Raw genomic sequence first — 24714 nt, 5'->3', positions numbered from 1 at the left:
AGTCAGTCACGGTGGTCGTAAACGCGTTTCACCTTCCCGACCTGCGTTCGTTCGATGCTACCGGGCGCGACAAGTTCGAGTTCGTCCGGGGTGAACGCGAGCACGTTTTCCAGACGTTCGATGATTTCATCTTCCAGCGCTTTGTCGCCCGGCCCCTGCTCCGCAGTCCGTTCGATGGTGAGTTCAAGCACGTCGAGGTTGTCCTCCTCGTAGAGGTCGATTCGGTAGTGCGGGGCGACGCCGTCGATATCTAGTACTGCGTGTTCGATTTCGCTAGGGTAGAGGTTGACGCCACGGATGATGAGGAGGTCATCGGTCCGGCCAGTGACGTTGTCCATCCGTACCATCGTCCGGCCGCACGCACACTCGTCGTAGTTCAGCGTCGTGAGGTCACCGGTCCGGTACCGGAAGACCGGCAACGCCTCCTTGGTGAGCGTTGTGAGAACGAGTTCCCCCTCTTCGCCTTCCTCGACCGGCTCTTTCGTGTGTGGGTCGATGACCTCCGGGTAGAAATGGTCCTCCCAGATGTGAAGCCCGTCCTGCGCTTCGTGGCATTCACACGAGACGCCGGGACCGATGATCTCGGACAGTCCATAAATATCGATGCCATCGACGCCCAGCCGCGCCTCGATTTCCTCCCGCATCGGGTCTGTACACGGTTCCGCTCCGAAGATAATCGTCGAGATCGGTAGCTCTCTGGGGTCGTGACCCATCTCTTCGGCCGTCTCGGCGAGATAGAGGGCATACGACGGGGTGCAGGCGAACACATCGCTCTCCAGGTCGGTCATCAACTCGACCTGTCGCTGTGTCTGGCCGCTCCCGATCGGAATAACCGAGGCCCCCAGTTCCTCAGTTCCGTAGTGGAGCCCCAGTCCGCCGGTGAACAATCCGTAGCCGTAGGCGTTCTGGACGGTGTCCCCTGCTTCGGTCCCGCTCGCAGCCAACGACCGTGCGACGACTTCGCTCCAGGTGTCGAGGTCGTCGTCCGTGTACGAGACGATTTTGGGTTTGCCGGTCGTCCCGGACGACGCGTGGATACGTGCAACGTCCGCGTCGTCTACGGCGAAGAGCCCGTCGGGGTACTCGTCGCGGAAATCCTCTTTCGTCGTCATCGGCAACTTCGTGATGTCGTCGATACTCTGGATGTCTTCGGGCGAGACGCCCGCCTCATCGAGCTTTTCCCGGTAAAACGGGACGTTTTCATAGGCGTGTGTGACAGTCTCTTTCAATCGGTCAGTTTGCAACGCACGCAGCTCTGTACGGTCAGACGCCTCCAGTGGCTTGTACACCATCTTCAGTGACAGAATGGGGTAAGAGTGATAAAATGGTTTGGGATTGGTCACTCCGCTGCCAATAGCGTGCGTGGTGTGTGACTCTCGACGAGTGATGCAAAGCTATTTTTCAGTACCCTCAGAGTTCCATGTATGCGGGACGCGTATCTCATCGGCGCAGGGCAAACGCCGTTTGGCTCGATGCCCGAAGAGAGCTACAGATCACTGTTCGACCACGCAGTCAGCGAAGCCATCGACAGTGTCGACCACGGTATCGACACGGATGCAATAGACGAAGCGGTCGTCGGCTCACTCGGCGTGGGCGGTCGACAACTCGGTCTCTCTGGCCCGGCAGCAACCGAACACGCTGGGCTGCACGGCGTCCCCAGCGTACGCGTTGAAAACGCCTGTGCCGCGTCGGGCTATGCCGTCCGACAGGCAATTCAGGCGGTCAAAAGCGGGATGGCCGACGTGGCGCTGGCTGGCGGCGTCGAAGTCATGACGGATATGAGTAGCGACGTGACGAAGTACTGGCTCGGCGTTTCCGGCGAAACAGAGTGGGAACGGCTGACCGGGACGACGTTCTCCGGCGTCTACGCACAGATGGCAAGCGCGTATCTACGAGAGTACGGGGCCAGCGAGGAACACCTCTCAATGGTGGCAGTCAAGAATCACCGGAACGGCGCGAAGAACCCGAAGGCCCACCTTGGCTTCGAGTGTTCCCTCGAAGACGCCGTCGACGCCCCGGTTGTTGCAGACCCGCTGAACCTCTATCACTGCTGTCCGACCTCTGACGGCGCAGCGGTCGCGCTCGTCGCCAGTGAGGATGTCGTCGAGCAGTACACTGACAAGCCGGTCCGGGTCGCTGGAGTCGGGGCGGCCAGCGACCGGGTCGGTCTCTTCCAGCGAGACAGCTACACCGGCATTTCCGCGTCGAAGAAGGCCGCGGACACAGCATACAACCGTGCCGGAGTCAGCCCTGCGGACCTCGATTTCGCGGAGGTCCACGACTGCTTTACAATCGCAGAACTGCTTGCATACGAGGACCTCGGGTTCTGTGACCGTGGCGAGGCACCGCAGTTGCTCGACGCGGGAACGACCGACGCTGACGGAGCGATACCGGTCAATCTCTCCGGCGGTCTGAAATCGAAGGGCCACCCTATCGGCGCAACCGGTGCCGGACAGGTCGTCGAGGCGTTCAAACAGCTCACCGGCAGCGCCGCAGACCGGCAGCTAGCTGCCCCGAAGTACGGGCTGACTCATAACGTGGGTGGAAGCGGGGGCAGCGCAGTTGTCCATATCCTCGAACGGGAGGCTGCACGATGACTGTCTCAGGGCTCGCGGCCATCGGCGCGTACGCACCTCGGCTACGGATCGACGCCGCGGAGTTCGAAGCCGCCTGGGGCCGATTCGATGCAGCGGGGATCGACGAGAAGGCGGTTCCCGACGCCGACGAGGATGCGGTCACGATGGGTGTCGAAGCAGCCCGCCGTGCGCTCACTGCCGCCGACGCGTCCGGCACGGGCGTCGCGCACTTGGCCTTCGCGACAACGACACCGCCGATGGCGGAAGAGGACCTCGCGGCGCGACTCTGCAGTATTCTCACCGTCCCAGACAGCGCAAAGACGCAGACCATGACCGGCTCCACGCACGCCGGTGCGCAGGCGCTGGACGCAACCATGGACGGCGGGCCGTTCGGGGACGGTATCGGCCTCGTCATCATCAGCGACTGTCCGCAGGGCGACCCTGACAGCGAGGTCGAACACGCCGCCGGTGCCGGCAGTGTTGCGCTCGTTGTTGACGAGGACGGTCCCGGAAGCGTCATTGAGCGAGCGTCACATACGGCGGCTTATCCCGGAACGCGCTTCAGAACGGGCGGCGACGACCGGACGACCGGTCTGGGCGTTACGCAGTACGACCGCGACGCGTTCACGACCACGCTTTCCAGTGCGGCAGAGAGACTGGACGTGTCGATGGAGACAGTTGATGCAGCAGCGGTCCAGTCTCCGGACGGCAAACTCCCCTATCGGGCGACTGGTGCGCTCGGGGTTGACGCAGAGACAATCGCCGCCGCGGACACAGTCAGTACGCTCGGGGACACCGGCGCGGCAAGTGCGTTTCTCGGGGCCGCAACAGCATTTGCGGACGACGCCGAGCGCGTGCTGATTGCCGCGTACGGAAGCGGCGCGAGCGCGACGCTGTTCGCCGTTGCTGGTCCCGTTCCGGTCGAAACTGCACTGGATGGGACTGCCTCCCTGTCCTACGCCGAGTACCTCCGGCGGCGCGGCGAGATTACACGCGACGAACCAAAGGGCGGCGGAGCCTACGTTAGCGTCCCGTCCTGGCAACGGACGATCCCACAACGCCACCGACTCGTCGCCGGCCGGTGTTCTGCGTGTGGTGCGTTGAACTTCCCGCCGACCGGGGCCTGTACGGACTGTCACGAGCGCACCGGTGATTTCGAGGCTGTCGAACTGCCCGGAACAGGGACAGTCGAGGCAGTAACGACCATCGAACAGGGCGGTGCCCCGCCGGAGTTCGTCGCTCAGCAGTCCAAGAGCGGCCAGTTCGATAGCGCTATCGTCGCGCTCGACAGCCCGTCGGGTGCACAGACCGTGAGTGTCCCTGCACAGGTGCTTCAGGCGGGGGCGGAAGTCACAATCGGCACCCCTGTCGTGCTGACGACGCGGCGCATCTACACCCAGGAAGGCGTCATCAGATACGGCTTCAAGGCACAGGTCGCCAGTCAGCGCCGATAGCCGCCAGTATCAGGGACGCTCGAACACAACCGCGACACCCTGACCAAACCCGACACACATCGTCGCCAGTCCGTGCGTCGCGTCTTGCCGTTGCATCTCATGCAGTAACGTCGTCGTGATTCGTGCCCCCGAACAGCCAAGCGGATGCCCTAACGCGATAGCCCCGCCGTTGACGTTGAGCCGTTCGGTCGGAATCCCCAGTTCGCGTTTGCAGTGGAGGCTCTGGGCTGCAAACGCCTCGTTGAGTTCCACAAGGTCGATATCGTCGATTGTCAGGTCGGCGTCGTCCAGTGCAGCACGTGTCGCCGGAATCGGCCCCCGTCCCATGACTAGCGGGTCGACACCGGCGACGGCCCGCGTCTCCACCCGGGCGAGGACATCGAGATCGTGCTGGTCTGCGTACGCTGCCGAGGTGACGAGCATCCCAGCGGCCCCGTCGGTCAGCGGTGACGCGTTCCCCGGCGTAACCGTCGCCGCCTCGTCGTCGCGAAACACAGTCGGGAGTTCGCTCAACTGCTCGACTGACGTGTCTGCCCGTGGTGTCTTGTCGGCCTCTATCGCTGTCTCGTCGGTGTGGACGGGCACGGTCTCTGCATCGAATCGGCCGCCGTTCATCGCAGCGATCGCCCGCTCGTGTGACCGCAGCGCAAACTCGTCCTGAGATTTTCGGCTGATATCGTGGTTTCGTGCGATGGTTTCGGCCGTCTGTCCCATCGGCAGCCTGTCGGGGTCGTACCGCCGCTCGATAGCGGGATGCAGCCAGTCAGAGAAGGGGACGGTGCTCATGTGTTCCACGCCGGCGACTGGATACACCGCACCGTCGCCCGCCTCGATGGCACGAGCGGCGTCGACGAGCGTTGTCAGTGACGAGCCACACAGGCGGGTCGTTGTCGCTCCGGGCACTGTTTCCGGAAACCCGCCGGCGAGTATCGACTGCCGGGCGAGGTTTCGTCCCTGCTCTCCCTCCTGATTTGCACACCCGAGTCGGAAGTCGTCCCACTCGACTGCCGGAACACCGGTCCGGTCAACGAGTGCAGCAAGCACGGTGGTGACGAGGTCTTCGGGGTGTGTCCCGGCCAGCGCGCCATCCTTCGGCACCTGTGGCGTTCGTACAGCATCGACAACGACGGCTTGCGAGTCGGAACCAGTCATCCTCACCGACTCTTACCGTGGCCGCTGTATTAAATGCAGGCCACACTGCGGCGGGACGCAGGCAACGTTTTTACCCCTCGCTACTGTGCTGAGAAATGATGCACGTAGCTATTCTAGGCGCCGGTACCATGGGCCACGGTATCGCTCAAGTGTCGGCAATGGCCGGTCACGACGTCTTTCTCCGCGATATCGAGTCAGATATCGTCGATGACGGCCTGGCCGCCATCGAGTCGAATCTCGAAGAGGGTATCGCCCGGGAGAAAGTGTCAGAGCCGACGGCCGAGGCAGCACTGGACCGTCTCACGGGGACAACATCGCTCGAGGAGGCTGTGACCGGAGCAGACCTCGTCGTGGAAGCAGTCCCCGAGGACATGGAGATCAAACACGAGACGCTTACTGCGGTCGAATCCCACGTCGACCCGGCGACGCTTATCGCGTCAAACACCTCCTCGCTGTCACTGACTGAGATAGCGAGTGGCCTCGACTATCCGGAACGAGCTATCGGCCTCCACTTCTTCAACCCAGTACATATCATGGCACTCGTCGAGATCGTCGTCGCGGAACAGACGAGTGCCGAGACCGTTTCGCGTGCCCGGGAGTTCGTGAACGGGATCGACAAGACACCGGTGGAGGTGGCTGACGCACCGGGCTTTGCCTCCTCTCGGCTTGGTGTCTCGCTGGGCGTCGAAGCGATGCGGATGGTGCAGGAGGGCGTTGCAACACCGCGGGACATCGACACCGCGATGGAACTCGGCTACAATCACCCGATGGGACCGATCGAACTCGGCGATGTCGTCGGTCTCGACGTCCGACTCGACATCCTCGAATACCTGCGTGCGGAACTCGGCGAACGGTTCCGCCCGCCACAGATCCTGAAACGGAAGGTCCGGGCCGGAAAACTCGGCAAGAAATCCGGCGAGGGGTTCTACGTCTGGGAGGACGGTGACATCGTCGGTACCAGCGGCGACTGGGGGGACGCATGACGGACCTCGCTGACGCCGCGGCGGACTGTGAAACGGTTTCGGTGAGCGTCGGTGACCGCGTCGAGAATGTCGCCACCGTCGAGTTACGCCGGCCGGAGGCCCGAAACGCGCTCAATACCCAGTTGCGGACGGAGTTCAAACAGGTCTTCGACGCAATCCCGGACAGCGATGTCCGTGCTGTCGTGTTGACTGGCGCGGCAGACACCGGCGCATTCGTTGCGGGTGCGGACGTGACGGAACTCCGCGAGCGGGATATGCTAGAGCAACGGGAGGCGAGCAAGCGACCCCGGGTCTACGAATACGTCGACGAGTGCCCGATGCCGGTCATCGCCCGCATCAACGGGCACGCGCTCGGCGGCGGCTGTGAGCTGATTCAGGCTGCTGATATCCGGATTGCGCATACGGACGCGAAGTTCGGCCAGCCGGAAATCAACCTCGGCATCATGCCCGGCGGCGGCGGGACACAGCGACTGCCGCGTCTGGTTGGCGAAGGCCACGCTATGCGGCTTATCCTTACCGGCGACCTCATCGACGCAACAGAGGCCGCCGACATCGGCCTCGTCGACGAGGTCCACGACGACGACGTCTTCGATGAGCGGGTCTACGAGATAGCGGCGTCGATTGCAGAGAAAAGCCCCGCGGCGCTCGAACTGGCGAAGAAAGCCGTCCGTGCCAGTTCCCGAATGGATCTCGAAGCCGGCATCGAGTACGAAGCCGAACTGTTCGCACAGCTGTTCGCAACTGGCGACAAGGACGAGGGGATCGACGCGTTCCTCGAAGACAGAGAGCCGGAGTGGGCCAGCGAGTGAGCCCGCGCTGTCCCGGGAACGGGGGCGCCCGCACAGTCACAGCCATACCCAGCGACACACAATGCCAACCCCTCCCGTTGCTCCGTTCGAACCCTGCTGCTGACCTCACGGATGGGCCATATTGATCCCGATCTCGTTGACGACGCCCAGTAGCAGCGTCGGCAGTTCGTCCCGGAGAATGGCCCCCTCAAGCCGGCTTGCCGGGCCGGAAACACTGATCGCCCCGATGGCAATGTCGTTTTCATCCGTAATCGGGGCCCCGACCGCGTGCAGTCCCTCCACCGATTCCTGAAAGTTGAACGCGTATCCGCGGTCACGGATGGTCTCGATTTCCGCCCAGAGTTCGTCCCGGTCGGTGATGGTCTGTGGCGTCCGGCCGGGCAACCCATGCCTGTCGATGGTCTCTGTGATCTGGCTATCCGGAAGGTGTGCCAGTATGGCCTTCCCCGCAGCGTGCTGGTGGAGATAGTTCCGATGGCCAACCCGGGCGTACGTCTGTACCGAGTGTTTGCCCTGAGCGCCGTAGATGTGGACGCTGCGGCCGTGCTCTTCGACTGCACACCAGATTTTCTCCTCGGTCTCCTCCGCGAGTTCGTCGACTCTCGGCTTTGCCTCGTCGTAGAGACGGTACTTGTTCCGTGCCACTTCGCCGTAGTCCAGAAAGCGGATGCCGAGCTGATACTCGTTGTCGTCCTCGACGAGGAGGCTATTGGCCGCGAGTGTCTTCATGTATCTGTGCGTCGTACTCTTCGCACAGCCGAGGTGCTCTGTCATCTCCGACACCGTGGCCGTGTCGTGTCTCTTGAGATACTCCATGATCTCGATTGCTCGCTCGATTGTTCCGACCGGCCTGTTGACAGCGGGTGGGATTGCCATACGTACACACATGTCTAATTGGCTTACAAGTGTTGTGTTCGAGTAGCTTGAACTAATACAGCCAGATCGGATCGGTAGCTAAAAGCCAATCCCTGACGACTTGGCGCACGCATGACAAAAATTGTCGACTTACTCGTCCGGAGAGATGGGTACACTCACGAGGAGTTCGCCGACCGATGGCAAGGCGACCACTCGGAGTTAGCAAAGGACCTGCCAGGGCTGCAACGCTACGTGACGTCTGTCCCAACGGACCCAGAGCGTGCAGCCTACGACGGCGTGCTGGAGCTGTATTTCGAGGACATGGACGCACTCAGCGCTGCGTTCGATTCAGACCTTGCCGAGACGGTTCAGGCTGACGCGGCCGAGTTTATCGATCTGGACGCAGGCCCACGGCTTATCGTCGAGGAAACGGTCCAGCTCGACGAAAGAGACGACTGATAGCGTCGCTCCTGCTGTTCCCGCTTGACTCAGCTTCCCGAGAGCGAACCGTCGCAGATGTCAGCCATCGAGTCGGCTCCCATCGACGTAGAGCTTCTCGGCAGGTGGCCGGTCAGCGTCGTAACTATCGTGATACTCGAACAGCTGAACGAGCGCTCCGGTCGGGTTCGATGGTGGCACAAACGCCTCGGTCCAGTCCTGATATTCATGGTATTCGACGACACTGTATCCGTTGCGCTCCAGTACTGCTTTCACCGCGTCAACAGCAGCCACTTCGAGCGTGATGTGGTGCAATCCCGGCCCGTAGTCGTCGAGGTACGACGTGAGGAACGTGTCCGGTGCCTCGGGTGCGATAAGTTCGAGCCGCGACGCGTCTTGATTGAAGTCGTACTGCGCCCAGCGAAACCGCCCTTCGACGGACTCTTCGACGAGTTTCCGGCAGCCGAGTGCGAACAGGAACGGCTCAGCGTCGGCGATATGCTCGACAGCGATCCCGATGTGGTCGACACGGATCGGCGGGTCCACAGACATGGCGAGGACTGCGGCAGGCTCCCAATTATATGCTTGGGCCGTGAGTGCGGGCGGCCGTTGAACTCAGTGCGGGTGCTGGGCGAATTGGCCGGGACAGACCGACCCTGATACCGCATCTGGAAAGGCATCTCATTGACACGCCCAGAAATGTCCCCAAATATTTATTAAATATCCGGACTGTCGACTACGGGATGCCAGCACAGCACCAGCACTCGTGGCAGCACCTCTCGCGACGAACGCTTCTGAAGACAGGCGCTGCGGTTACCGGCATGGCTGGAATCGGTGCCATCGAGACGGAGTTAGCCTACGCGCAAGAAGACGATGCCACGGTCACGATACGACGAGACGACTATGGCGTCCCACATGTTTACGCCCGCGACGCCGACAGCCGCGCACCGGCGTTCTACGGATTCGGATACGCAACGGCGGCAGACCGGCTTTATCAGCTCGAACTGTACCGGCGGTACTATCACGGGACTGTCGCGGCGGTCCTCGGTGCGGGCGACGAGGACACCGACTGGGTCCAGTTCGATATCGAGGCGCGGCGCAACACCGCCGGCGAGCCGTCACTGGACGAGCAGGCCGCTGAACAGTTGACGGCGGACCAGCGAGCGGTCCTGCAGGCGTTTACAGATGGTATCAACCGATACATTACCGAAGTCCGTGAAAGCGAGGAACTGCAATTCCATCAGGCCTTTCAGGAGCACGGGTTCGAGCCCGAGGAGTTTACCACGACGGACGCTGCCGGGATGTTCGTCGCCAGTATGGCGTATTTCAGCGGCTTCCAGCTCGAAACACTCGGTGCGACAGTTCTCGACACGCTCACGCAGGAAACTGGTAGCGAACAGCGTGCGATGGAGCTATTCGAGGACCTGCAATGGGGCGACGACCCCGGTTGCCCGACCTCGACGGTCCAGCCATCGGATATCTACTCTCCTCCCTATACCGACGTGGGTGCGGAGCCAACACCCAACGTGACTGAGGGACAGGAGACAGACAGGGTGACACGTGGGGCAAGCGGTTCGTCTGTGCTGCCGAGCAATCTGGTGACTGGTGGGGAGTACACGCCGCCAGCTGACCCCGAAGGGATGCACGAAGGCGAAATGGAGCGGATGCGAACGATTGCGTCCGGACTCGACAGGCTTGGCCTCCCGATCAAGTACGGCAGCAACGCTCTCGCTGTCCAGGGTGACATCACGGCCAGCGGCGATGCGCTACTGATGGGCGGGCCACAGATGGGGTTCAACACGCCCTCGATAATGTACGAGGCGAGCCTGCACGGCCCGGACTTCGACATCGCCGGTGTCACTGTTGCGGGGTATCCCTTCATCATGTTCGGACACAACCGCAACGGGGCACTGACCTCGACTGCCGGAATCGATAACTGCATCCAGATGTTCACGGAGTCGATCACGACCAACTCGTCGGGGCCGGACACGTACTCCTTTCAGGGCGAGGAGTACGAGGTCGAAACGGCCGAACAGACAATCACCGTCGCTGACGGCGAGGACGTGACGTATACTGAACGGTTCACTCGCCACGGTGTCGTGACCCAGTGGGACCCTGACAACGGGGAAGCACTGGCACAGACGAAGTCATACGCCGGCCGGCATATGAACTGCTGGCGGGCCTTCTATGAGTGTCAGTTCGCGACGGACGCCGAGGAGTTCCGGGAATCAGCCCAGCGGTGTGACTATGCGTTGAACTTCATGTGGGCCGACAAAGACGGTGACATCGCGTATGTCCATCTCGGTCGGTACCCGGACAGCGAAGCGGTCGACTGGGACACTCGGTTGCCAGCAGATGGAACACAGTACGAACTCACGGCGTCGGACTACCTGCGCGCGGCTGACGGTGACGTGCCCTACGCAATCAACCCCGATCCGGGGTACTCGGCACAGTGGAACAACAAACCCGCGCCTGCGTGGAACAACGGCGACCTGAGCTACTCGTGGTCGACCGACCACCGTGTGCAACGGATCATCAATCTAGTTGAGCAGCGGTTAGCACAGGAGGGAACAGTTGATTACGACTTCCTGAAGACTGTCGTCTACGATATCTCCTTCACCGACCTGCGTTCGATTCGGTATAGAGACCATTTGCTGGATGCGCTTGCGGACGTAGACCTCTCCGACACCGAACAGCAAGCACGCGACGAACTGGCCTCGTGGGACCACTTCGCACAGGCCGACGGCGAAGACAACGAGGGACGCCACTCTCCCGGGTACACCATCTGGGATGCGACGTTCCCGTACATTCTGGACGAGGTTTTCAGCGAGACGTTCGGGAGTGCCTACGGCCCGGCATCGTTCTTCCTCGGCTACGACTACGGTCGCGGCACCCTGATGCGGGTCCTCAACCCGGCGGAGACAGCACTGACGACGCAGGCAGAGTACGCGGATGGAGATATTACCGACGCGCTGGTCAGCGCGTTCCGGACGGCCGTGGGCGAACTCGCCGAGCAATACGACGGGGCCCCAAAGACCTGGCGTCGTGAGGCAGCACTCCATGAGTTCGACAATCTCGCGCTGTTCGGGATGCCTATCGGTGCCACATCCGCGGGGAACACGGCGCTGATGAACCGCGGAACTGAGAACCACGTCGTCCGGCTCAGTGACGACCCGGAGGCAGAGAACATCCTCCCGCCCGGGAACGACGGCTACGTCGCACCAGACGGCACCACTGGCGAGCATTATGCCGACCAGCTGGCGATGTTCGAGAATTTCGAGTACAAACAGCTGTTGTTCGCCGACGCAGCTATTGAGTCCGCCACAACCGAGTCCCGAACGCTGGCGCTGCCGGCAAACTCAACTGGCGCTGCTATCGGTAACACGCCGACGCCGGACGGCACCGAGACAGACGAGGGTACTGCGGCGAGCGGCGCAACGACTACCGATGAGACGGAGAGCGCGGACACAGCAACGGGGACGCCTCCTGTGACGGACGCCAGTGGACCCGGCTTCACGACACTGACTGGGGCGACAGCGGTACTCGGGACGGCGCTGGCGTGGCTGTACAGACAAACCGACACCACCAGATAGTCACCACCGCAGTGGGAAGCAGGAGTCACGAGCCGGGACACCACAGCTACTGACCCGCTTGAACGGCGCGATACGCGCTGACAGGGGCAAGGCTTTAATACGATTTGCTTAACAATAGATAATGAACCTATGTCGAGCGAAGGTACTTCACCAGACCGTACTGTAGGAATCGCCCGGTCACGGAGACAGTTCCTCGCCGCCGCCGGCGCGGTCGGCGCGCTTGGCCTCGCCGGTTGTCAGGGTGGCTCAACAGGTGGTGACGCGGCAGTGACCGTTGCGAGCCTGAACCCGATGACTGGCCCGTTCAGTTCTCTCGGACCGGGCCAGCGCACTGGGGCTGAACTCGCTGTAACGGAGATAAACAACAACGACGATTACGACTTCGAGTTCGAGTTGGTGACGGGCGATACAGAAACCGAGGCCGGGGCTGCACAGTCCGAGGCACAGCGCGTCGTTCAAGAAGAGGGAGCAGAGTTTGTGTTCGGTGCGATATCAAGCTCCGTTGCACTCGGGCTGAACGACTTTGCCGCTCAGTCGGAGCATATCTACTTCCCCGGCGGCGCAGCCGTCCCGATCACCGGGTCTGCCTGCAACGAATGGGTGTTCCGATTCGAAACGAACACCGCACAGATTGCCGAGGCGATATCGGCGTACTCAGTCAACAATCTGGGGACCAACGTTTGGTTCCACTACGCGGACTACGCGTACGGCGACTCGGTGTACAACCGTACCAGCAGGCGCATGGCGGCCGCCAGCGACGACTACACCGAGGTCGGGACATCAACGTCCGAGCTGGGTGCTAGCAACTACGGCTCGTTCATCACGCAGATCAGCAACTCTGACGCCGACGTGGTCGTTCTAGGGATGACCGGTGGTGATCTGGTGAACTTCACCAACCAGGCCGCGGATCAGGGCCTCACTGACCAGATCGCTGTTGTCGGTCCGACCCAGACGTTCCAGAGTGTCCGTGCCGGGACCGGGTCGAACAGCGTCGGCACATTCGGCGGCGCTCGGTACGACCCTTCGCTCGACACCGGTGACAATCAGGCGTTCGTTGAGGCCTACGCCAGCGAGAACGACCGTGAGCCAGGCAACTTCGCCCGCGTTGGCTACGACTCGCTGCGGTTGATGGCCAAAGGAATGGCCGAGGCCGGAAGCACTGAACCGGCGGATGTCCGAGACGCCCTCGAAGGTGGCACGTTCACGACAGTACTGGGAGACATTACCCTTCGAGAGAGCGACCATCAGGCCACGAACCCGACGTGGATGGCGAAACTCACCGAGGGCGACGGTGACACAGCGGATGTTGAACTCCTCGACCAGGTCCCAGGGTCGGAGACGCTGCCACCAGCCAGTGACCTCGGCTGTGAGATGTAGGTAGTACAATGGTCGCTGCCGACTTCATCGAACAACTGCTGAATGGCCTCACCCTTGGGATGGTTTACGTCCTGCTAGCCGCCGGACTGTCAGTCATTTTCGGCGTGATGGACGTGATCAACTTCTCCCATGGCGAACTGTTCGCACTCGGTGCGTATTTCGCGCTGACCATCATTGCGCCGTTCGGAGCGGGGACTGGATTCTGGGTCGCGATAGTGGTTGCCCCGGTCGTCGTCGGTCTCATCGGTGCCGCTATCGAGCGAACGACTGTCCGGCCGTTATACGGTCGGGACCCGCTGTATCACATTCTCCTGACGTTCGGGCTGGTGCTCGTGATCAACGACGGCATCCGTCTTATCTGGGGGACACAGCAACGACAGCTAGCTGTCCCGGCGTACCTGAGTCGCCCGGTGTCTATACTGGGCGTTCAGGTGTCCGTGTATAACTATTTCATGATTGTCTTTGCGGCGTTGCTCGCGGTTGTGACGTGGTATCTGCTGAACCGGACAAAGTACGGGATGATTATCCGTGCCGGGTCACAGGACCGTGAGATGGTTCGTAACGTCGGGATTGATATCGACCAGTACTACACGCTGGTCTTTGGCGTCGGTGCGGCGCTCGCTGCCGTCGCCGGGATTGTCCTTGGCGGCTACCAGAACGTAAACACCGGCATGGGCAACAGCGTCATCATTCCGGCGTTCGTTGTTGTCGTCCTCGGTGGCCTCGGTAGTTTCAGAGGGGCTGTCTTCGGCGGATTGCTCGTCGGGGTCGTCCAGACACTGATGCGGGCCTACAGCGGGACTGTCCTCGCCACGTTCGGTGAGACCACGCTGAGCGTTCCCAATCTCGAAGGGCTGACCGTGTACCTGCTTATGATCGCGGTGTTGCTCGTCAAACCGCAAGGACTGTTCGGAACTCGGGGTGAAGAGTCAGAAAGCGAAGGCGAACTTCTCGTCGGCGGGTATGGCGGGGTACTGGCAGACAGTACTCGGGTCCGACTCGGCGGTATCGCCGTTGCCGCGCTCGCAGTCGCGCCAGTGGCGATTCTGCTCATGGGTGATCAGTACTACCTTGTCGTCCTCAACGAGATCCTCATCTGGGCTATCTTCGCACTGAGTCTCGATATCGTGATGGGCTATGCTGGACTGGTGCCGCTCGGCCACACGATGTTCTACGGCGTCGGCGCTTACACCGCCGCGCTCGTGATGTTGCACTACTCGCAGTCGGTTTTTGTCGTGTTACTCGGGGCGATCCTCCTCTGTGCCCTCTTGGCCTGGATCGTTGGCAGCCTCTCTATTCGAGTTTCCGGCGTGTATTTCGCGATGATTACGCTGGCGTTTGCGGAGTTACTCTACAGCGCTGTGTTCAAGTTCGACTTCACCGGTGGGAGCGACGGTCTGCTCGGTTTTGAGGCCTTCCTCGGACTCGGTAGTGTCGGGGCGTCGCTCTCGAACATTGAGTTCGGGCTCCTCGGGTACGAAGTCGGACAGCAGGTCGTGTTCTACTATCTCGCCCTGCTACTTGCTGTGCTCTCGTTCCTGTTCGCTCGGCGAATGATGAACGCACCGTTTGGCAGTGTTCTGCAGTCGATCCGGGAAAGCGAAGAGCGGGCGGAGTTCATCGGGTACGACGTCAACAGATACAAGCGCCGAGCGTTTGTCATCAGCGGCGGTATGGCTGGACTGGCCGGCGGGCTCCTCGCCGTCAGTCCGTCAACTGTCATCATCTCACCGGACCAGACACTCAACTGGATCCACTCAGGGGAGGTCATCGTTATTGCGCTGTTTGGCGGAATGGGGACACTGTACGGTCCCATGATCGGCTCCGGTGTCTTCTTCGGTGCCGAGGAGTTCCTCTCGTCGTACACCGACCAGTGGCGGCTTATCATCGGGACGATGTTTATCCTGTTCGTGCTGTTCGTCCCACGCGGTATCGTATCGATTCCGTCTCTCGTCGCACAACGGCTGGAGACGGCCAACAACGCGGACGGTCCTGTCGACATGGATGAGCCGGAAGTGAGAAGCGATGACTGAGACTGTACTCGAAACGGACGGACTGACGAAGCGGTTCGGCAAGCTCACCGCCGTTGACGACGTGTCGCTGTCGGTTGCCGACGGTGAGTTCAGGAGCGTTATCGGGCCAAACGGGGCCGGGAAGACAACGACGTTTAATCTCATCACTGGGGCGCTATCGCCGTCAGCGGGCGTCGTGCGGTTCAAAGGTGAGGACATCACTGACGTCGCGCCACACGAACGGGTTGGCCGCGGACTGGGCCGGTCGTTCCAGATTACGAACGTTTTCGGCGGCCTCACCGTGCGAGAAAACGTGCGGCTGGCAGCACAGTCCGTCCACAGTGACGAGATCAATCCCAGCGAAGCGCTGTTCCGTGACAAGAACGGCTTCGACGAGATTACGGAGCAAACCGGGACGGTGCTGGAACAGATCGGGCTCCAAGACAGGGCTGACGAGCACGCTGAGGCTCTGGCGTACGGCGACCAGCGTCGCCTCGAACTGGGTCTCGTACTGGCGACAGACCCGGATCTTGTCATGCTTGACGAACCAACTGCTGGCATGAGTAGCGAGGAAACACAGGCCACAATGAATCTTATCGATGAAGTCCTTTCAGACCGGTCGCTGATGCTCATCGAACACGATATCGACCTTGTGATGCGTGTCTCGGACCGGATTACTGTTCTGACGCGCGGCGAAGAACTCGCAAGCGGGACGCCCGAAGAGATCGCAAACAACGACGACGTCCGCGATGCGTACCTCGGTGGTGTTCGCGAATGACCGACCCGCTACTCTCCCTCGAAGACGTCCGGGCTGGATACGGGATGACTGAGGTACTACAGGGCGTCTCGATGGATGTCGAACGCGGAAGCGTCGTGTCGCTGGTCGGGCGCAACGGCGTCGGCAAGACAACGACGCTACGGTCGATTGTCGGTAACATCACCCCGACTGGTGGGTCAATAACGTTCAACGGCGAGGACATCACGACACGCAACTCCGAGGCGACGATCCGGAGCGGCATCGGGTTCGTTCCCGAAGAGCGACGGATCTTCCCCGAGTTGACCGTCCGAGAGAACATCAGAATGGGTGAAATCGGTGCCGAGTCGCCTGACGGGCCGTCAGTCGACGACGTACTGGATATGTTCGAGAACCTCGCGGAGCGAGAACACAAGGACGGATCGGTCCTTTCCGGTGGCGAACAGCAGATGCTTGCGGTCGGCCGCGCTCTGACTGCCGACCCGGATCTGTTGTTGCTTGACGAACCGACGGAAGGGCTCGCACCCTATGTCGTCCGGCAGATAGAGGACCTTATCCTCGAACTGAACGAACAGGGTATCACGGTGCTGGTCGTCGAGCAGAACATCCCGGTCGCATTGGCGGTCTCGGAGTACACGTACATTCTCGAAAAGGGCGAGATCGTCCACGAGGGAACTGCGGCGGAGATCCAGAACAACGAGGACGTACTCGACAGACACCTCGGCGTCGGTGTCACTGACTGACTATGGCGACAATCGCCGGGCACGACCCGATCCCCGGTCACTAGCCGTATAGCGCAGGGCCCCGTTCGAGACGGGGCTTACCGACCATAGTTCGAGCCCCATGCACCGAGCGGTAACGACCACTAGAGTGTCAACACATCACACAGTCAGTTCTATTCTATTGAATCGGCTTCTATTGTGCTATAGCGTTGTTCCGAAGGGATTCGAACGGTCTCACAGGTGTCTTGCCCAGATCAGTGGTGTTCGAGTCAATAGAACTACTGATACGAGAGATTCACCTGTAGCTCGCCGGAGATCCCACGGATAAGGTCGGTCAGTTCGTTTTCGATGCGTTCCGAGTCCAGCCGGTTTGCCGGTCCTGAGACACTGATGGCACCGTACGTGTTACCGGCGTTGTCTACCAGCGGGGCACCGACGCCGGCTACGCCTTCGAGGAACTGGTCGATTCCGTAGGCGACGCCGCGGTCCTGAATCTCGTCGAGTTCTGCTTCGAGTTCCTGCCGATCCCGACCGTCGGGGAGGGGGTAGTCGTAGCTTTCGAGGATTGTCTCCCGCCGGTGTTTCGGCAACACTGAGAGGATTGCCATGCCTCCAGCGAGCCTGTACAGTTCGGTGTACTGGCCGATCTGTGAGTTTGTCTGAATCGCCCGACTGCCGAGCGCTTTGGCCAGGAAGACCGCCTTTCCGTTCTCTTCGACGATCCACCACGCTTTCTCGTCGGTTTCGTCGGCTATCTCGTTCAGTTTCGGGGCGACCTCCTGGTACATTTCCTGTCGCTCGCGGACTTTCATCCCGATATCCAGAAACCGCAAGCTCAGCCGATACGCCTTGTTCTGGTCCTGGACGACGTAGCCTCGGCTCTGGAGTGTCGAGAGATGAACGTGGACTGTGCTCTTGGGCATCTCTACCCGCTCTGCCAGCTCAGTGACGCCGAGTGCCTGTTCCGTTTTCAGTGCTTCAACAATGTCCAGCACCCTTCCGGCGGACTCGATCGGGTCTTGTCCTGTCATACCAGTATATTTGGCTAAATGATTATAAAATCATTCAATCAGTTTGAACTCTATGTCCGGAGACTGTGTTATCAGGTGTATTCCCAGTGGCATCGCGACGACTGCAGCATGATATACTACCCAAAACTCGGCAATCCAGTGACTCTCCTAAATTCCGTCCGTCCGTTTACGTACCTACTGACCACTGTATTGCCACTGAGAAACGGAGTAAGGCGGCGTCGTCCCGGTGCTCTAATGCCGGCCGATGCAGATGTCGGACGGTGGCACTTGCTGTACATCAGGATGTTCAATTAGCTTGAACTCGGCCGCAGCATACGAAATACAAATGAGAACATAGCGAGGATAGCAGCGTTACCGGGACTAGTCCCGTCACGGTCTCCCAGTCCGTTTCGATTCGCCCTGTTCGTGCTCAGCACTCTCCTTGCACCACCGCAATCACTTCTCGTATCGCCTCGGTACTGGTCTGCACTCCAACGCCGACACTATCACCTACGGCCGGTAACTCTCAGGCTGATTCTGAAATAGATAATAGATGTACGCCTGTTATCCTATGGCTGTATCTCTGAGGTGTGCGCGCTCCAGAGCGCAGTGCAACCATCCGGCCTACAGTGAGGGTTGTTCACAGGTGTTGAATCTCAGTCAGGGTTGCATCTGTCTCTCCCCTGCTCCCGACGCCTAATGAGACGTGTAGAGCAGTCGACTACTCCGATAATATTTGTACGCCTGTTATCTGATGGCCATGTGGATGTCGTATTACGAAACACAGTGCCGTTGCGGTACTGACCCTCTACAACGACAACAGTTCATATAGCAAGTGACTGCGCCTCGCTGGTGACTGCGTGAATGAATTTCACATTACGAAACTAACTCCCACACCCGCTCGCAGAGCGGAAATATTGAATACTGAGCAAGCACGTCTCAGACCATCTCGTCAGCAAGCCCTGCTCACAGAGCCGTCAAAATAGGTCGGTTCCGCGCTGGTCCTCCCAGTGGCTCCTTTGGTATTCTTCCGGCTGTCACTGCCACTGGTACCCTTCTCGGGTATTCTCAAGCCACGTTCTATCGAGCGTCGCGGAATGAGAAAATCAGGCTGCAACCGGACTCTCTTCGTCGATTTCCGTTTCACTGTTCTTGATCGCAGTGCCGGAGTCCGCATCAAACAGATGGATGACCTCCTCTGGGAACCGCAATCCGACCGTGACGCCATTCCCGAGGTTTGCTCCATCCTCGACGGTGACCGTATACTGCTGCCCGTCGATCGTCACGTATACATGAAACAGGTCCCCAAGTGGCTCGACGACGTCGACGGTCGCGGTAACGGTCTGCTCCGGGCCAGTCGCGGGGCTGAGCTGAATATCTTCAGGCCGGACACCGAGGATGACTTCCTCGTACCCGTCGAGCTGGGCGGCGGTCTCAGCGGACAGCTCGTAGGTAAACTCCTGGTGCACTAGCGACCCGTCCTCGACAGCGGCAGGAATGAAGTTCATCGAGGGCGACCCGATGAACCCGGCGACAAACCGATTGGCTGGACGGTGATAACACTCCAGTGGCGTTCCAACCTGCTGTAACACGCCATCGTCCAGAATAGCGATACGGTCGCCCATCGTCATTGCTTCCGTCTGGTCGTGAGTAACGTAGATCGTTGTCACGTCGAGTCGGTTCTTCGAGAACAACGAGCCCGATATGGCTCCACCAGGTGAGTATGTCGAACGGGGGATTGCGGGGGCGCACGGCTACATGGCCGAGTACTTCACCACACCCGCATCGTTTCTCGTCCCGGTCCCGGAATCGCTTGCGGATGTCGGATTTCTGGTCGAACCGATCAGCAATGTCGAAAAGGCACTTGAGCTGGCACAGCGTTCCAGGTCGACCTTCGAGTGGCAGAATGCTGCCGGACTCGTCCTCGGAAACGGACCGCTAGGACTGCTCACATTGGCGATGCTTGTAGACCGGTGTGAGCGGACGTACTGTCTCGGCCGTCGTGAACGGCCGGACCCGACCATCGACATTATCGAGGAACTGGGGGCTACCTACGTTAATTCTCAACAGACGGCCGTCGACGAGATACCCGATGTCCACGAGCCGATGGATCTGGTGTTCGAGGCGACAGGGCATGCAAAACACGCGTTTTCGACGGTCGAGGCACTCGGTGCGAACGGAGTCGGCGTCCTCCTCGGCATCCCTGAGGACTGGGAATTTACTGTCAACGGTGGGGCGCTTCACAGGCAGTTGGTCCTCCAGAACAAAGCGTTGCTCGGGAGCGTGAACTCCAACGTCCGGCATTACAAACGCGCTCGTAACACACTCGCGGAATACCCGGACTGGTTCCTTGCGTCTATCATGACGACCCAGTGCTCGGTGTCGGGGTTTGCAGACGCATTCGAAAAGTCGCCGGATACCATCAAATCGTACATCGAATTCAGCGCATAAGCCCCAGAATACTCTCGATATGTGTATATACACTCGAAAGAGTGGTATTTCTCCGCGCTTCCTCATGGATAATTGTTTCAATCATCTTTTGACGAGGATTTTCGAAATAAGGCTCCTCTAGGGATATTTATGGCAAGAAATTATTGATATATGGGGCATCTTCGGTATACTTAGACGTAAATGCTGGTTGGAGACGTAGAAATCCATTGAAAATTAAAAATGAAAGCCCCCGTAGGGACTAGTTTCGTCGGTCGACGCTGTGGCAGAGTGCTATCGTTCGCGCCAGTGGCTACGTCTGGGAATACTCATCGACCCACTCCTGCAGCGTGATGCCCATCGTTGACTGCGTAATCGCGTTCGAGGATGCGGAGTTCGCACTCTTGACGAGTTCGGCTTCCAGTGTCCGCGTCGGGATCTCGCCGATAAAGTGCGGAATCGCTCGTTGGACCGCCAGCGGACAGCCGACCTCGTGTGCGAGTGCATAGCCCGACAGAGAGTGTGGGACCTCTTCGGTTGCGTATTTCGGGTCCGGGTCGAGTAGCTTCTCGTCCTCGACGAAGTCGACGTACTCGTAGCACTTTCCGACGTCGTGGAGTAGTGTGGCTGCCACGATGACGTCCATATCGGGGTCGGCACCGTGGAACTCCTGCTGCTCGATAGCGGATTCCCGTGCGATTCTGGTGACACCGCGGACGTGCCTGACGTTGGTTACTTCGTGGATGTTCCAGGCGTAGGGGATATCCGTAATGTCGCGCCAACCACCTCGGTCGAGCGCGAGTGCCCACGCCTCGATGACGTTGCTGCGGAGGCTGTCCGACGAGATGTAGTCGAGTTCCGGGAACGCCTCCGTGACTTGCTCCTCGTAGTCGGGCATACTACCCCTCGTCCTTGACGAGCTGTTCCTGGCCGATAAACCGGGGCCGCTCGTCGATAGCCAAGAAGTTATCCACGTCCTCGCGGGCCGCTTTCGCTTTCCCTCTGTCAGGCGCGTAATCCCGCGACCCTTCGCTGCCGAGCGCGTCGTATAGCTTCTCGAGGTCGTCAAAGTAGAGTTCGGCGACGCCGTCGAACTCGGCGTTCTCGGGGTCAGTGGGGATGACCGTATTGTACCTGACGACGCCCTCTATTTCGCGCGCGATCGGCGTATGGTTGGTCTGCCAGTAGTCGACGAACTCATCGTGTGTCATGTCGTCCTGCCGGACGAGAAACGCCGAGTGCTTGTAGAGGCCGTCGGTGTCGCCGTCGACCTCGTCTTTCTGGACGATCTCTTCGCCGATAATACGCGGCCGCTCCTCGACAGCGAGGAAGTTATTCACGTCCTCACGGGCCTTCGCGGCGATTTCCTTTGTTGGGTCGTAATCTCGGGACCCAGGACTGCCCAGCGCCTCGTGCAGGTCGTCGAGCGTCTCAAAGTACAGTTCCGCTACGCCGTCAAACTCGGCGTGTGCTGGTTCTGTTGGAAGAACTTGCTGGTAGCGAACCACGCCTTCGATGTCTTTCGCGATTGGCGTGTGGTTGGTCTGCCAGTAGTCGACGAACTCCTTGTGAGACATGCCCTCCTGTCTGACTAGCAGGGCTACATGCTTGTACATCATCAGCACATTTCTGACCTATGAGTATAAAAACTACCGCTGTCACCTGTCAGGAAATTTGGGTCAGTAAAGATTAATGTATCCGTGACGCCGAACACTGAACCAATATGGAGGCAGTCAACCCCGCTACGGGCGAGCGCCTAGACGTGTACGACCCTGATGATGACGACACAGTCGAGCGAAAGCTAGACCACGCCACGTCGACGTTCGAGGACTGGCGTGAGGTCCCGCTGCGCGAACGGGAGGAGTTGCTTGAAAACGCCAGCGATGTTCTACGGGAGAACAAACAGCGGTACGCTGAACTGATGACCCGGGAGATGGGAAAACCAATCACGCAGGCCATCGCTGAAGTTGAAAAGTGTGCGTGGGCGTGTGACCATTACGCCGAATACGCACACAAGTATCTCTCCGATGAACACCACCCCAGTCCGCCGGGAACGGAGGTAAAGACGGTCCATGATCCGCTCGGGCCCGTGCTAGCAGTGATGCCCTGGAACTATCCGTTCTGGCAGGTCATTCGCTTTGCCGCGCCCTATCTCACTGCCGGTAACGTGGGCCTCCTCAAACACGCCTCAAACGTCCCCGGGTGTGCGCTCGCGCTCGAAGAAGTGTTTGCCGAAGCCGGTTATCCTGACGGCGCTTTTCAAACGCTGTTGGTTGGATCCAGTAACGTCGACAGCATTCTCGCAGACGACCGTGTCCGCGCGGCGACGCTGACCGGAAGTGGTCCCGCCGGGCGTGCCGTCGCCGAAACCGCCGGCAAGCATCTGAAAAAGACTGTGCTGGAACTCGGCGGGTCTGACCCGTTTATCGTCCTCGACGATGCAGACCTCGATGCGGCCCTCAAGACTGGAGTGCAGGCACGGACACTAAACGGCGGCCAGTCCTGCATCGCCGCCAAGCGATTTATCGTTCACACAGATGTCTATGACGAATACGTTGATCGGCTCGTCGCTGCCTTCGAAGACCTCACTGTCGGCGATCCGATGTCCGAAGAAACCGATATCGGCCCGCAGGCCGACCCTGACCTCATGGCCGAACTGCACGACCAGGTACAGGAAAGCGTCGACGCTGGTGCGACGCTGTTGACCGGGGGCGAGCCGCTTGCCCGGACCGGAGCGTTCTACCCGCCGACAGTACTGACTGCTGTCCCGTCTGGGTGCCCCGCCGACACAGAGGAGATGTTCGGACCAGTAGCGACCGTGTATGAGGTTGCCGATGCGGATGAAGCGATTACGGTCGCAAACGACACCCGTTTCGGGCTGGGTGCGAGCCTCTGGACTTCGGACCGAGAACGCGGCCAGCGTCTGGCACGAGATATTTCCGCGGGCTGCGTCTACATCAACGAGATGACTAAATCGGACCCGCGGGTTCCGTTCGGCGGCATCAAAGACGCCGGCTACGGCCGTGAACTCTCGGAGATGGGTATCAAAGAGTTCGTCAACAAAAAGACGGTCTGGGTCGAATAACTGCCGGGGTTTGCGACTGGGTCATACTTCTCTTGCTGGCGTGCCCGGTTTTTACGGCTGTAGTAGCCATTGACAATCAATGTACACCCGAGCGCACGGCTGCAGTGTGCTCGGTATTAATTGTTTCAATTGTTACTGCAGTATCAGGGACGGTCGTCAGCGATTTGTGTGACAGGACAAAGCTTCTTGTTTCAAGGGGCGTTATGCGGGCGCATGGAGTTAGCCATACTTGGCGGTACTGGTGATATCGGTGAGGGACTTGCGATGCGCTTTGCCTCCGACACAGACCACACGATTACCGTCGGCTCGCGGGACGCTGCAAAAGCCAGCGAGCGAGCCAGAGCGTACGAAAAGCGATTGTCCGCTCACGATGTTGAGACTGAAATCAGCGGAACTGACAACAGCAGTGCCGCGGCTAGCGCAGACGTGGTTATCCTGGCCATTCCGCCACATCACGTCGGCGATACAGTCGAAGAACTAACTGAAGATAACGTGCTTTCGGATCAACTACTCATCAGCCCTGCTGTCGGGATGAGCGGCGACGGAGATGGACTTCACTACCGACCGCCGTCGACGGGAAGCGTTACCGAATTTGTCGCACAGCGGGCCCCTGAATCGGTTCCAGTGGCGGGCGCATTCCACAATCTTGCGGCGGACCGGCTGGCGGATCTAGAGGCCACGCTCGATGTGGATACGCTGGTCGTCGCGGACGATCCGGCGGTCAGTGACCGCGTCGTGACGCTAACTGCTGACCTCGCGGGCGTCCGACCGATCCCTGCTGGCCCGCTTTCGAACGCCGCGGAAGTCGAGAGTCTGACGCCGCTGCTCATCAACATCGCTCGATACAACGAGGGGATGCACGATGTCGGTGTGACTTTCAATTAGACGCCGGCAACGTTCTGTCCTCCGCCACGGCTCAGATAGTAGCGCCGCGCGGTCGATTGCACTCTTGCTTTCGACGTCTCTGCAAACCGCCACACTCAGACATGGGCCTGTTCACTTGCCGCAGCTGAGCTTAGCCTGTCTTGTAGACGCCGCGTGCAGTCGCGACCTGTGCACCGTCTTCGGCGTACACCTCGACACTGACGACGCCAACGTCACCACCGTGCCGAATCACGTCCGCCTCCGCTCGGAGGTTCCCTGTCCCGGCTTCGAGGTAATCGATGCGCATATCGATGGTGGGCACCGGCTGTTCGACGAGGGACACGAGAGCGGCCCCACCAACAGTGTCGGCGAGGGTGAATGTAACACCGCCGTGGGCCATTATTTGGTCCTCGTTCCACGACAGTTCCTCGCGCATCTCGATGTGGCCTTCGGCGTGCCCGTTATCGACGGTGGTTATCTCGATATCGAGCAGGTCGGCAAACGGCATGTTCTCGAAGAATGCTTCGATGTCCATACTCATCAATTAGGTTCTTTACCTAGGGAAATAAGTATTGGTGTTCACCGGGTCCGAAATCCACGGGC

At 60.0% G+C, this 24714-nt stretch carries 21 protein-coding genes and 1 pseudogene; 13 read left to right on the top strand and 9 right to left on the bottom strand.

The window, feature by feature from the left end; genetic code table 11:
- Window positions 1–2 precede the first annotated feature (2 nt).
- A complete protein-coding gene (gene paaK / locus DVK01_RS13790; protein ID WP_121537155.1) occupies window positions 3–1292 on the bottom strand; it encodes a phenylacetate--CoA ligase PaaK in 1290 nt (429 codons plus the stop codon).
- Between the two features lie 132 nt (window positions 1293–1424).
- On the opposite strand from paaK, the gene DVK01_RS13785 reads away from it, so the two are divergent.
- Window positions 1425–2597 carry a thiolase domain-containing protein gene (locus DVK01_RS13785; RefSeq protein WP_101351516.1) on the top strand — a complete coding sequence of 391 codons (1173 nt, stop codon included), beginning with the start codon at window positions 1425–1427 and terminating at the stop codon, window positions 2595–2597.
- Window positions 2594–4030 carry a zinc ribbon domain-containing protein gene (locus tag DVK01_RS13780; protein ID WP_121537153.1) on the top strand — a complete coding sequence of 479 codons (1437 nt, stop codon included), beginning with the start codon at window positions 2594–2596 and terminating at the stop codon, window positions 4028–4030. Before DVK01_RS13785 ends, DVK01_RS13780 begins: the two co-directional genes overlap by 4 nt.
- A gap of 9 nt (window positions 4031–4039) precedes the next feature.
- Here DVK01_RS13780 and DVK01_RS13775 read toward each other — a convergent pair whose 3' ends face one another.
- Window positions 4040–5182: a thiolase family protein gene (locus tag DVK01_RS13775; RefSeq protein ID WP_121512676.1), complete on the bottom strand. Its 1143-nt coding sequence runs from the start codon at window positions 5180–5182 to the stop codon at window positions 4040–4042.
- A gap of 98 nt (window positions 5183–5280) precedes the next feature.
- Between DVK01_RS13775 and DVK01_RS13770 the strand changes: the two genes are divergently transcribed.
- Both DVK01_RS13770 and DVK01_RS13765 read left to right on the top strand, forming a co-directional pair.
- The gene (locus DVK01_RS13770) at window positions 5281–6165 is read left to right on the top strand and encodes a 3-hydroxyacyl-CoA dehydrogenase family protein (protein ID WP_121537151.1); all 885 of its coding nucleotides are present in this window, start codon (window positions 5281–5283) and stop codon (window positions 6163–6165) included.
- On the top strand, window positions 6162–6974 hold the full coding sequence (locus DVK01_RS13765; protein ID WP_121537149.1) for an enoyl-CoA hydratase/isomerase family protein: 813 nt from the start codon (window positions 6162–6164) through the stop codon (window positions 6972–6974). Before DVK01_RS13770 ends, DVK01_RS13765 begins: the two co-directional genes overlap by 4 nt.
- A 105-nt stretch (window positions 6975–7079) precedes the next feature.
- Here DVK01_RS13765 and DVK01_RS13760 read toward each other — a convergent pair whose 3' ends face one another.
- On the bottom strand, window positions 7080–7850 hold the full coding sequence (locus DVK01_RS13760) for an IclR family transcriptional regulator (protein ID WP_101351512.1): 771 nt from the start codon (window positions 7848–7850) through the stop codon (window positions 7080–7082).
- A 111-nt stretch (window positions 7851–7961) separates the two neighbouring features.
- Here DVK01_RS13760 and DVK01_RS13755 point away from each other — a divergent pair, with 111 nt between their 5' ends.
- Window positions 7962–8288: an EthD domain-containing protein gene (locus DVK01_RS13755; protein ID WP_101351511.1), complete on the top strand. Its 327-nt coding sequence runs from the start codon at window positions 7962–7964 to the stop codon at window positions 8286–8288.
- 60 nt (window positions 8289–8348) lie between these two features.
- Here the strand turns inward: DVK01_RS13755 and DVK01_RS13750 are convergent, their stop codons facing one another.
- Entirely contained in the window at window positions 8349–8819 is a 471-nt protein-coding gene (locus tag DVK01_RS13750; RefSeq protein ID WP_101351510.1) for a VOC family protein, read from the bottom strand.
- Window positions 8820–9010: 191 nt separating this feature from the next.
- Between DVK01_RS13750 and DVK01_RS13745 the strand changes: the two genes are divergently transcribed.
- The 5 genes from DVK01_RS13745 (at window position 9011) to DVK01_RS13725 (ending at window position 16746) form a co-directional block, all read left to right on the top strand.
- Window positions 9011–11860 (top strand): penicillin acylase family protein, encoded by a 2850-nt coding sequence (locus DVK01_RS13745; RefSeq protein ID WP_121537147.1) that lies wholly within the window; start codon window positions 9011–9013, stop codon window positions 11858–11860.
- Window positions 11861–11989: 129 nt separating this feature from the next.
- Window positions 11990–13237 (top strand): ABC transporter substrate-binding protein, encoded by a 1248-nt coding sequence (locus DVK01_RS13740; RefSeq protein WP_101351508.1) that lies wholly within the window; start codon window positions 11990–11992, stop codon window positions 13235–13237.
- 8 nt (window positions 13238–13245) lie between these two features.
- Entirely contained in the window at window positions 13246–15270 is a 2025-nt protein-coding gene (locus DVK01_RS13735) for an ABC transporter permease (RefSeq protein ID WP_121537145.1), read from the top strand.
- On the top strand, window positions 15263–16027 hold the full coding sequence (locus tag DVK01_RS13730) for an ABC transporter ATP-binding protein (protein ID WP_101351506.1): 765 nt from the start codon (window positions 15263–15265) through the stop codon (window positions 16025–16027). Before DVK01_RS13735 ends, DVK01_RS13730 begins: the two co-directional genes overlap by 8 nt.
- A complete protein-coding gene (locus DVK01_RS13725; protein ID WP_014030882.1) occupies window positions 16024–16746 on the top strand; it encodes an ABC transporter ATP-binding protein in 723 nt (240 codons plus the stop codon). Before DVK01_RS13730 ends, DVK01_RS13725 begins: the two co-directional genes overlap by 4 nt.
- A gap of 257 nt (window positions 16747–17003) precedes the next feature.
- On the opposite strand, the gene DVK01_RS13720 is transcribed toward DVK01_RS13725, so the two are convergent.
- The gene (locus DVK01_RS13720; protein WP_101351505.1) at window positions 17004–17756 is read right to left on the bottom strand and encodes an IclR family transcriptional regulator; all 753 of its coding nucleotides are present in this window, start codon (window positions 17754–17756) and stop codon (window positions 17004–17006) included.
- 1085 nt (window positions 17757–18841) lie between these two features.
- Window positions 18842–19243, bottom strand: coding sequence for a TOBE domain-containing protein (locus tag DVK01_RS13715; RefSeq protein ID WP_233560811.1), 402 nt, complete (start codon window positions 19241–19243; stop codon window positions 18842–18844).
- 160 nt (window positions 19244–19403) lie between these two features.
- Between DVK01_RS13715 and DVK01_RS13710 the strand changes: the two are divergent.
- Window positions 19404–20186 (top strand): annotated as a pseudogene (locus tag DVK01_RS13710) (glucose dehydrogenase); the annotation flags it as partial.
- 289 nt (window positions 20187–20475) lie between these two features.
- On the opposite strand, the gene DVK01_RS13705 reads toward DVK01_RS13710, so the two are convergent.
- Window positions 20476–21060, bottom strand: coding sequence for an HD domain-containing protein (locus DVK01_RS13705; protein WP_101351504.1), 585 nt, complete (start codon window positions 21058–21060; stop codon window positions 20476–20478).
- Between the two features lies 1 nt (window position 21061).
- Window positions 21062–21781 carry an EthD family reductase gene (locus DVK01_RS13700; RefSeq protein ID WP_198560261.1) on the bottom strand — a complete coding sequence of 240 codons (720 nt, stop codon included), beginning with the start codon at window positions 21779–21781 and terminating at the stop codon, window positions 21062–21064.
- A gap of 104 nt (window positions 21782–21885) precedes the next feature.
- Between DVK01_RS13700 and DVK01_RS13695 the strand changes: the two genes are divergently transcribed.
- Together DVK01_RS13695 and npdG are read left to right on the top strand one after the other, a co-directional pair.
- The gene (locus DVK01_RS13695) at window positions 21886–23247 is read left to right on the top strand and encodes an NAD-dependent succinate-semialdehyde dehydrogenase (RefSeq protein ID WP_101351503.1); all 1362 of its coding nucleotides are present in this window, start codon (window positions 21886–21888) and stop codon (window positions 23245–23247) included.
- 213 nt (window positions 23248–23460) lie between these two features.
- Window positions 23461–24132 (top strand): NADPH-dependent F420 reductase, encoded by a 672-nt coding sequence (npdG, locus tag DVK01_RS13690; RefSeq protein ID WP_101351502.1) that lies wholly within the window; start codon window positions 23461–23463, stop codon window positions 24130–24132.
- 130 nt (window positions 24133–24262) lie between these two features.
- On the opposite strand, the gene DVK01_RS13685 is transcribed toward npdG, so the two are convergent.
- Complete coding sequence (locus DVK01_RS13685) at window positions 24263–24646, bottom strand: PaaI family thioesterase (protein ID WP_101351501.1); 384 nt, start codon at window positions 24644–24646, stop codon at window positions 24263–24265.
- Window positions 24647–24714: the final 68 nt, after the last annotated feature.

Origin of the sequence: Haloarcula sp. Atlit-120R (genome assembly GCF_003665885.1) — an archaeon.
GTDB classification, from domain to species: domain Archaea; phylum Halobacteriota; class Halobacteria; order Halobacteriales; family Haloarculaceae; genus Haloarcula; species Haloarcula taiwanensis.
Note: the sequence above shows the minus strand (reverse complement) of the source record. Positions and strands in the feature narration are given on the sequence as shown.

What these genes read in the sequence shown, in the direction of transcription:
- paaK (WP_121537155.1), bottom strand. Translation starts at nt 1,292, where the DNA reads ATGGTGTACAAGCCACTGGAGGCGTCTGACCGTACAGAGCTGCGTGCG.
- DVK01_RS13785 (WP_101351516.1), top strand. Translation starts at nt 1,425, where the DNA reads ATGCGGGACGCGTATCTCATCGGCGCAGGGCAAACGCCGTTTGGCTCG.
- DVK01_RS13780 (WP_121537153.1), top strand. Translation starts at nt 2,594, where the DNA reads ATGACTGTCTCAGGGCTCGCGGCCATCGGCGCGTACGCACCTCGGCTA.
- DVK01_RS13775 (WP_121512676.1), bottom strand. Translation starts at nt 5,182, where the DNA reads ATGACTGGTTCCGACTCGCAAGCCGTCGTTGTCGATGCTGTACGAACG.
- DVK01_RS13770 (WP_121537151.1), top strand. Translation starts at nt 5,281, where the DNA reads ATGCACGTAGCTATTCTAGGCGCCGGTACCATGGGCCACGGTATCGCT.
- DVK01_RS13765 (WP_121537149.1), top strand. Translation starts at nt 6,162, where the DNA reads ATGACGGACCTCGCTGACGCCGCGGCGGACTGTGAAACGGTTTCGGTG.
- DVK01_RS13760 (WP_101351512.1), bottom strand. Translation starts at nt 7,850, where the DNA reads ATGGCAATCCCACCCGCTGTCAACAGGCCGGTCGGAACAATCGAGCGA.
- DVK01_RS13755 (WP_101351511.1), top strand. Translation starts at nt 7,962, where the DNA reads ATGACAAAAATTGTCGACTTACTCGTCCGGAGAGATGGGTACACTCAC.
- DVK01_RS13750 (WP_101351510.1), bottom strand. Translation starts at nt 8,819, where the DNA reads ATGTCTGTGGACCCGCCGATCCGTGTCGACCACATCGGGATCGCTGTC.
- DVK01_RS13745 (WP_121537147.1), top strand. Translation starts at nt 9,011, where the DNA reads ATGCCAGCACAGCACCAGCACTCGTGGCAGCACCTCTCGCGACGAACG.
- DVK01_RS13740 (WP_101351508.1), top strand. Translation starts at nt 11,990, where the DNA reads ATGTCGAGCGAAGGTACTTCACCAGACCGTACTGTAGGAATCGCCCGG.
- DVK01_RS13735 (WP_121537145.1), top strand. Translation starts at nt 13,246, where the DNA reads ATGGTCGCTGCCGACTTCATCGAACAACTGCTGAATGGCCTCACCCTT.
- DVK01_RS13730 (WP_101351506.1), top strand. Translation starts at nt 15,263, where the DNA reads ATGACTGAGACTGTACTCGAAACGGACGGACTGACGAAGCGGTTCGGC.
- DVK01_RS13725 (WP_014030882.1), top strand. Translation starts at nt 16,024, where the DNA reads ATGACCGACCCGCTACTCTCCCTCGAAGACGTCCGGGCTGGATACGGG.
- DVK01_RS13720 (WP_101351505.1), bottom strand. Translation starts at nt 17,756, where the DNA reads ATGACAGGACAAGACCCGATCGAGTCCGCCGGAAGGGTGCTGGACATT.
- DVK01_RS13715 (WP_233560811.1), bottom strand. Translation starts at nt 19,243, where the DNA reads ATGAACTTCATTCCTGCCGCTGTCGAGGACGGGTCGCTAGTGCACCAG.
- DVK01_RS13705 (WP_101351504.1), bottom strand. Translation starts at nt 21,060, where the DNA reads ATGCCCGACTACGAGGAGCAAGTCACGGAGGCGTTCCCGGAACTCGAC.
- DVK01_RS13700 (WP_198560261.1), bottom strand. Translation starts at nt 21,781, where the DNA reads ATGATGTACAAGCATGTAGCCCTGCTAGTCAGACAGGAGGGCATGTCT.
- DVK01_RS13695 (WP_101351503.1), top strand. Translation starts at nt 21,886, where the DNA reads ATGGAGGCAGTCAACCCCGCTACGGGCGAGCGCCTAGACGTGTACGAC.
- npdG (WP_101351502.1), top strand. Translation starts at nt 23,461, where the DNA reads ATGGAGTTAGCCATACTTGGCGGTACTGGTGATATCGGTGAGGGACTT.
- DVK01_RS13685 (WP_101351501.1), bottom strand. Translation starts at nt 24,646, where the DNA reads ATGGACATCGAAGCATTCTTCGAGAACATGCCGTTTGCCGACCTGCTC.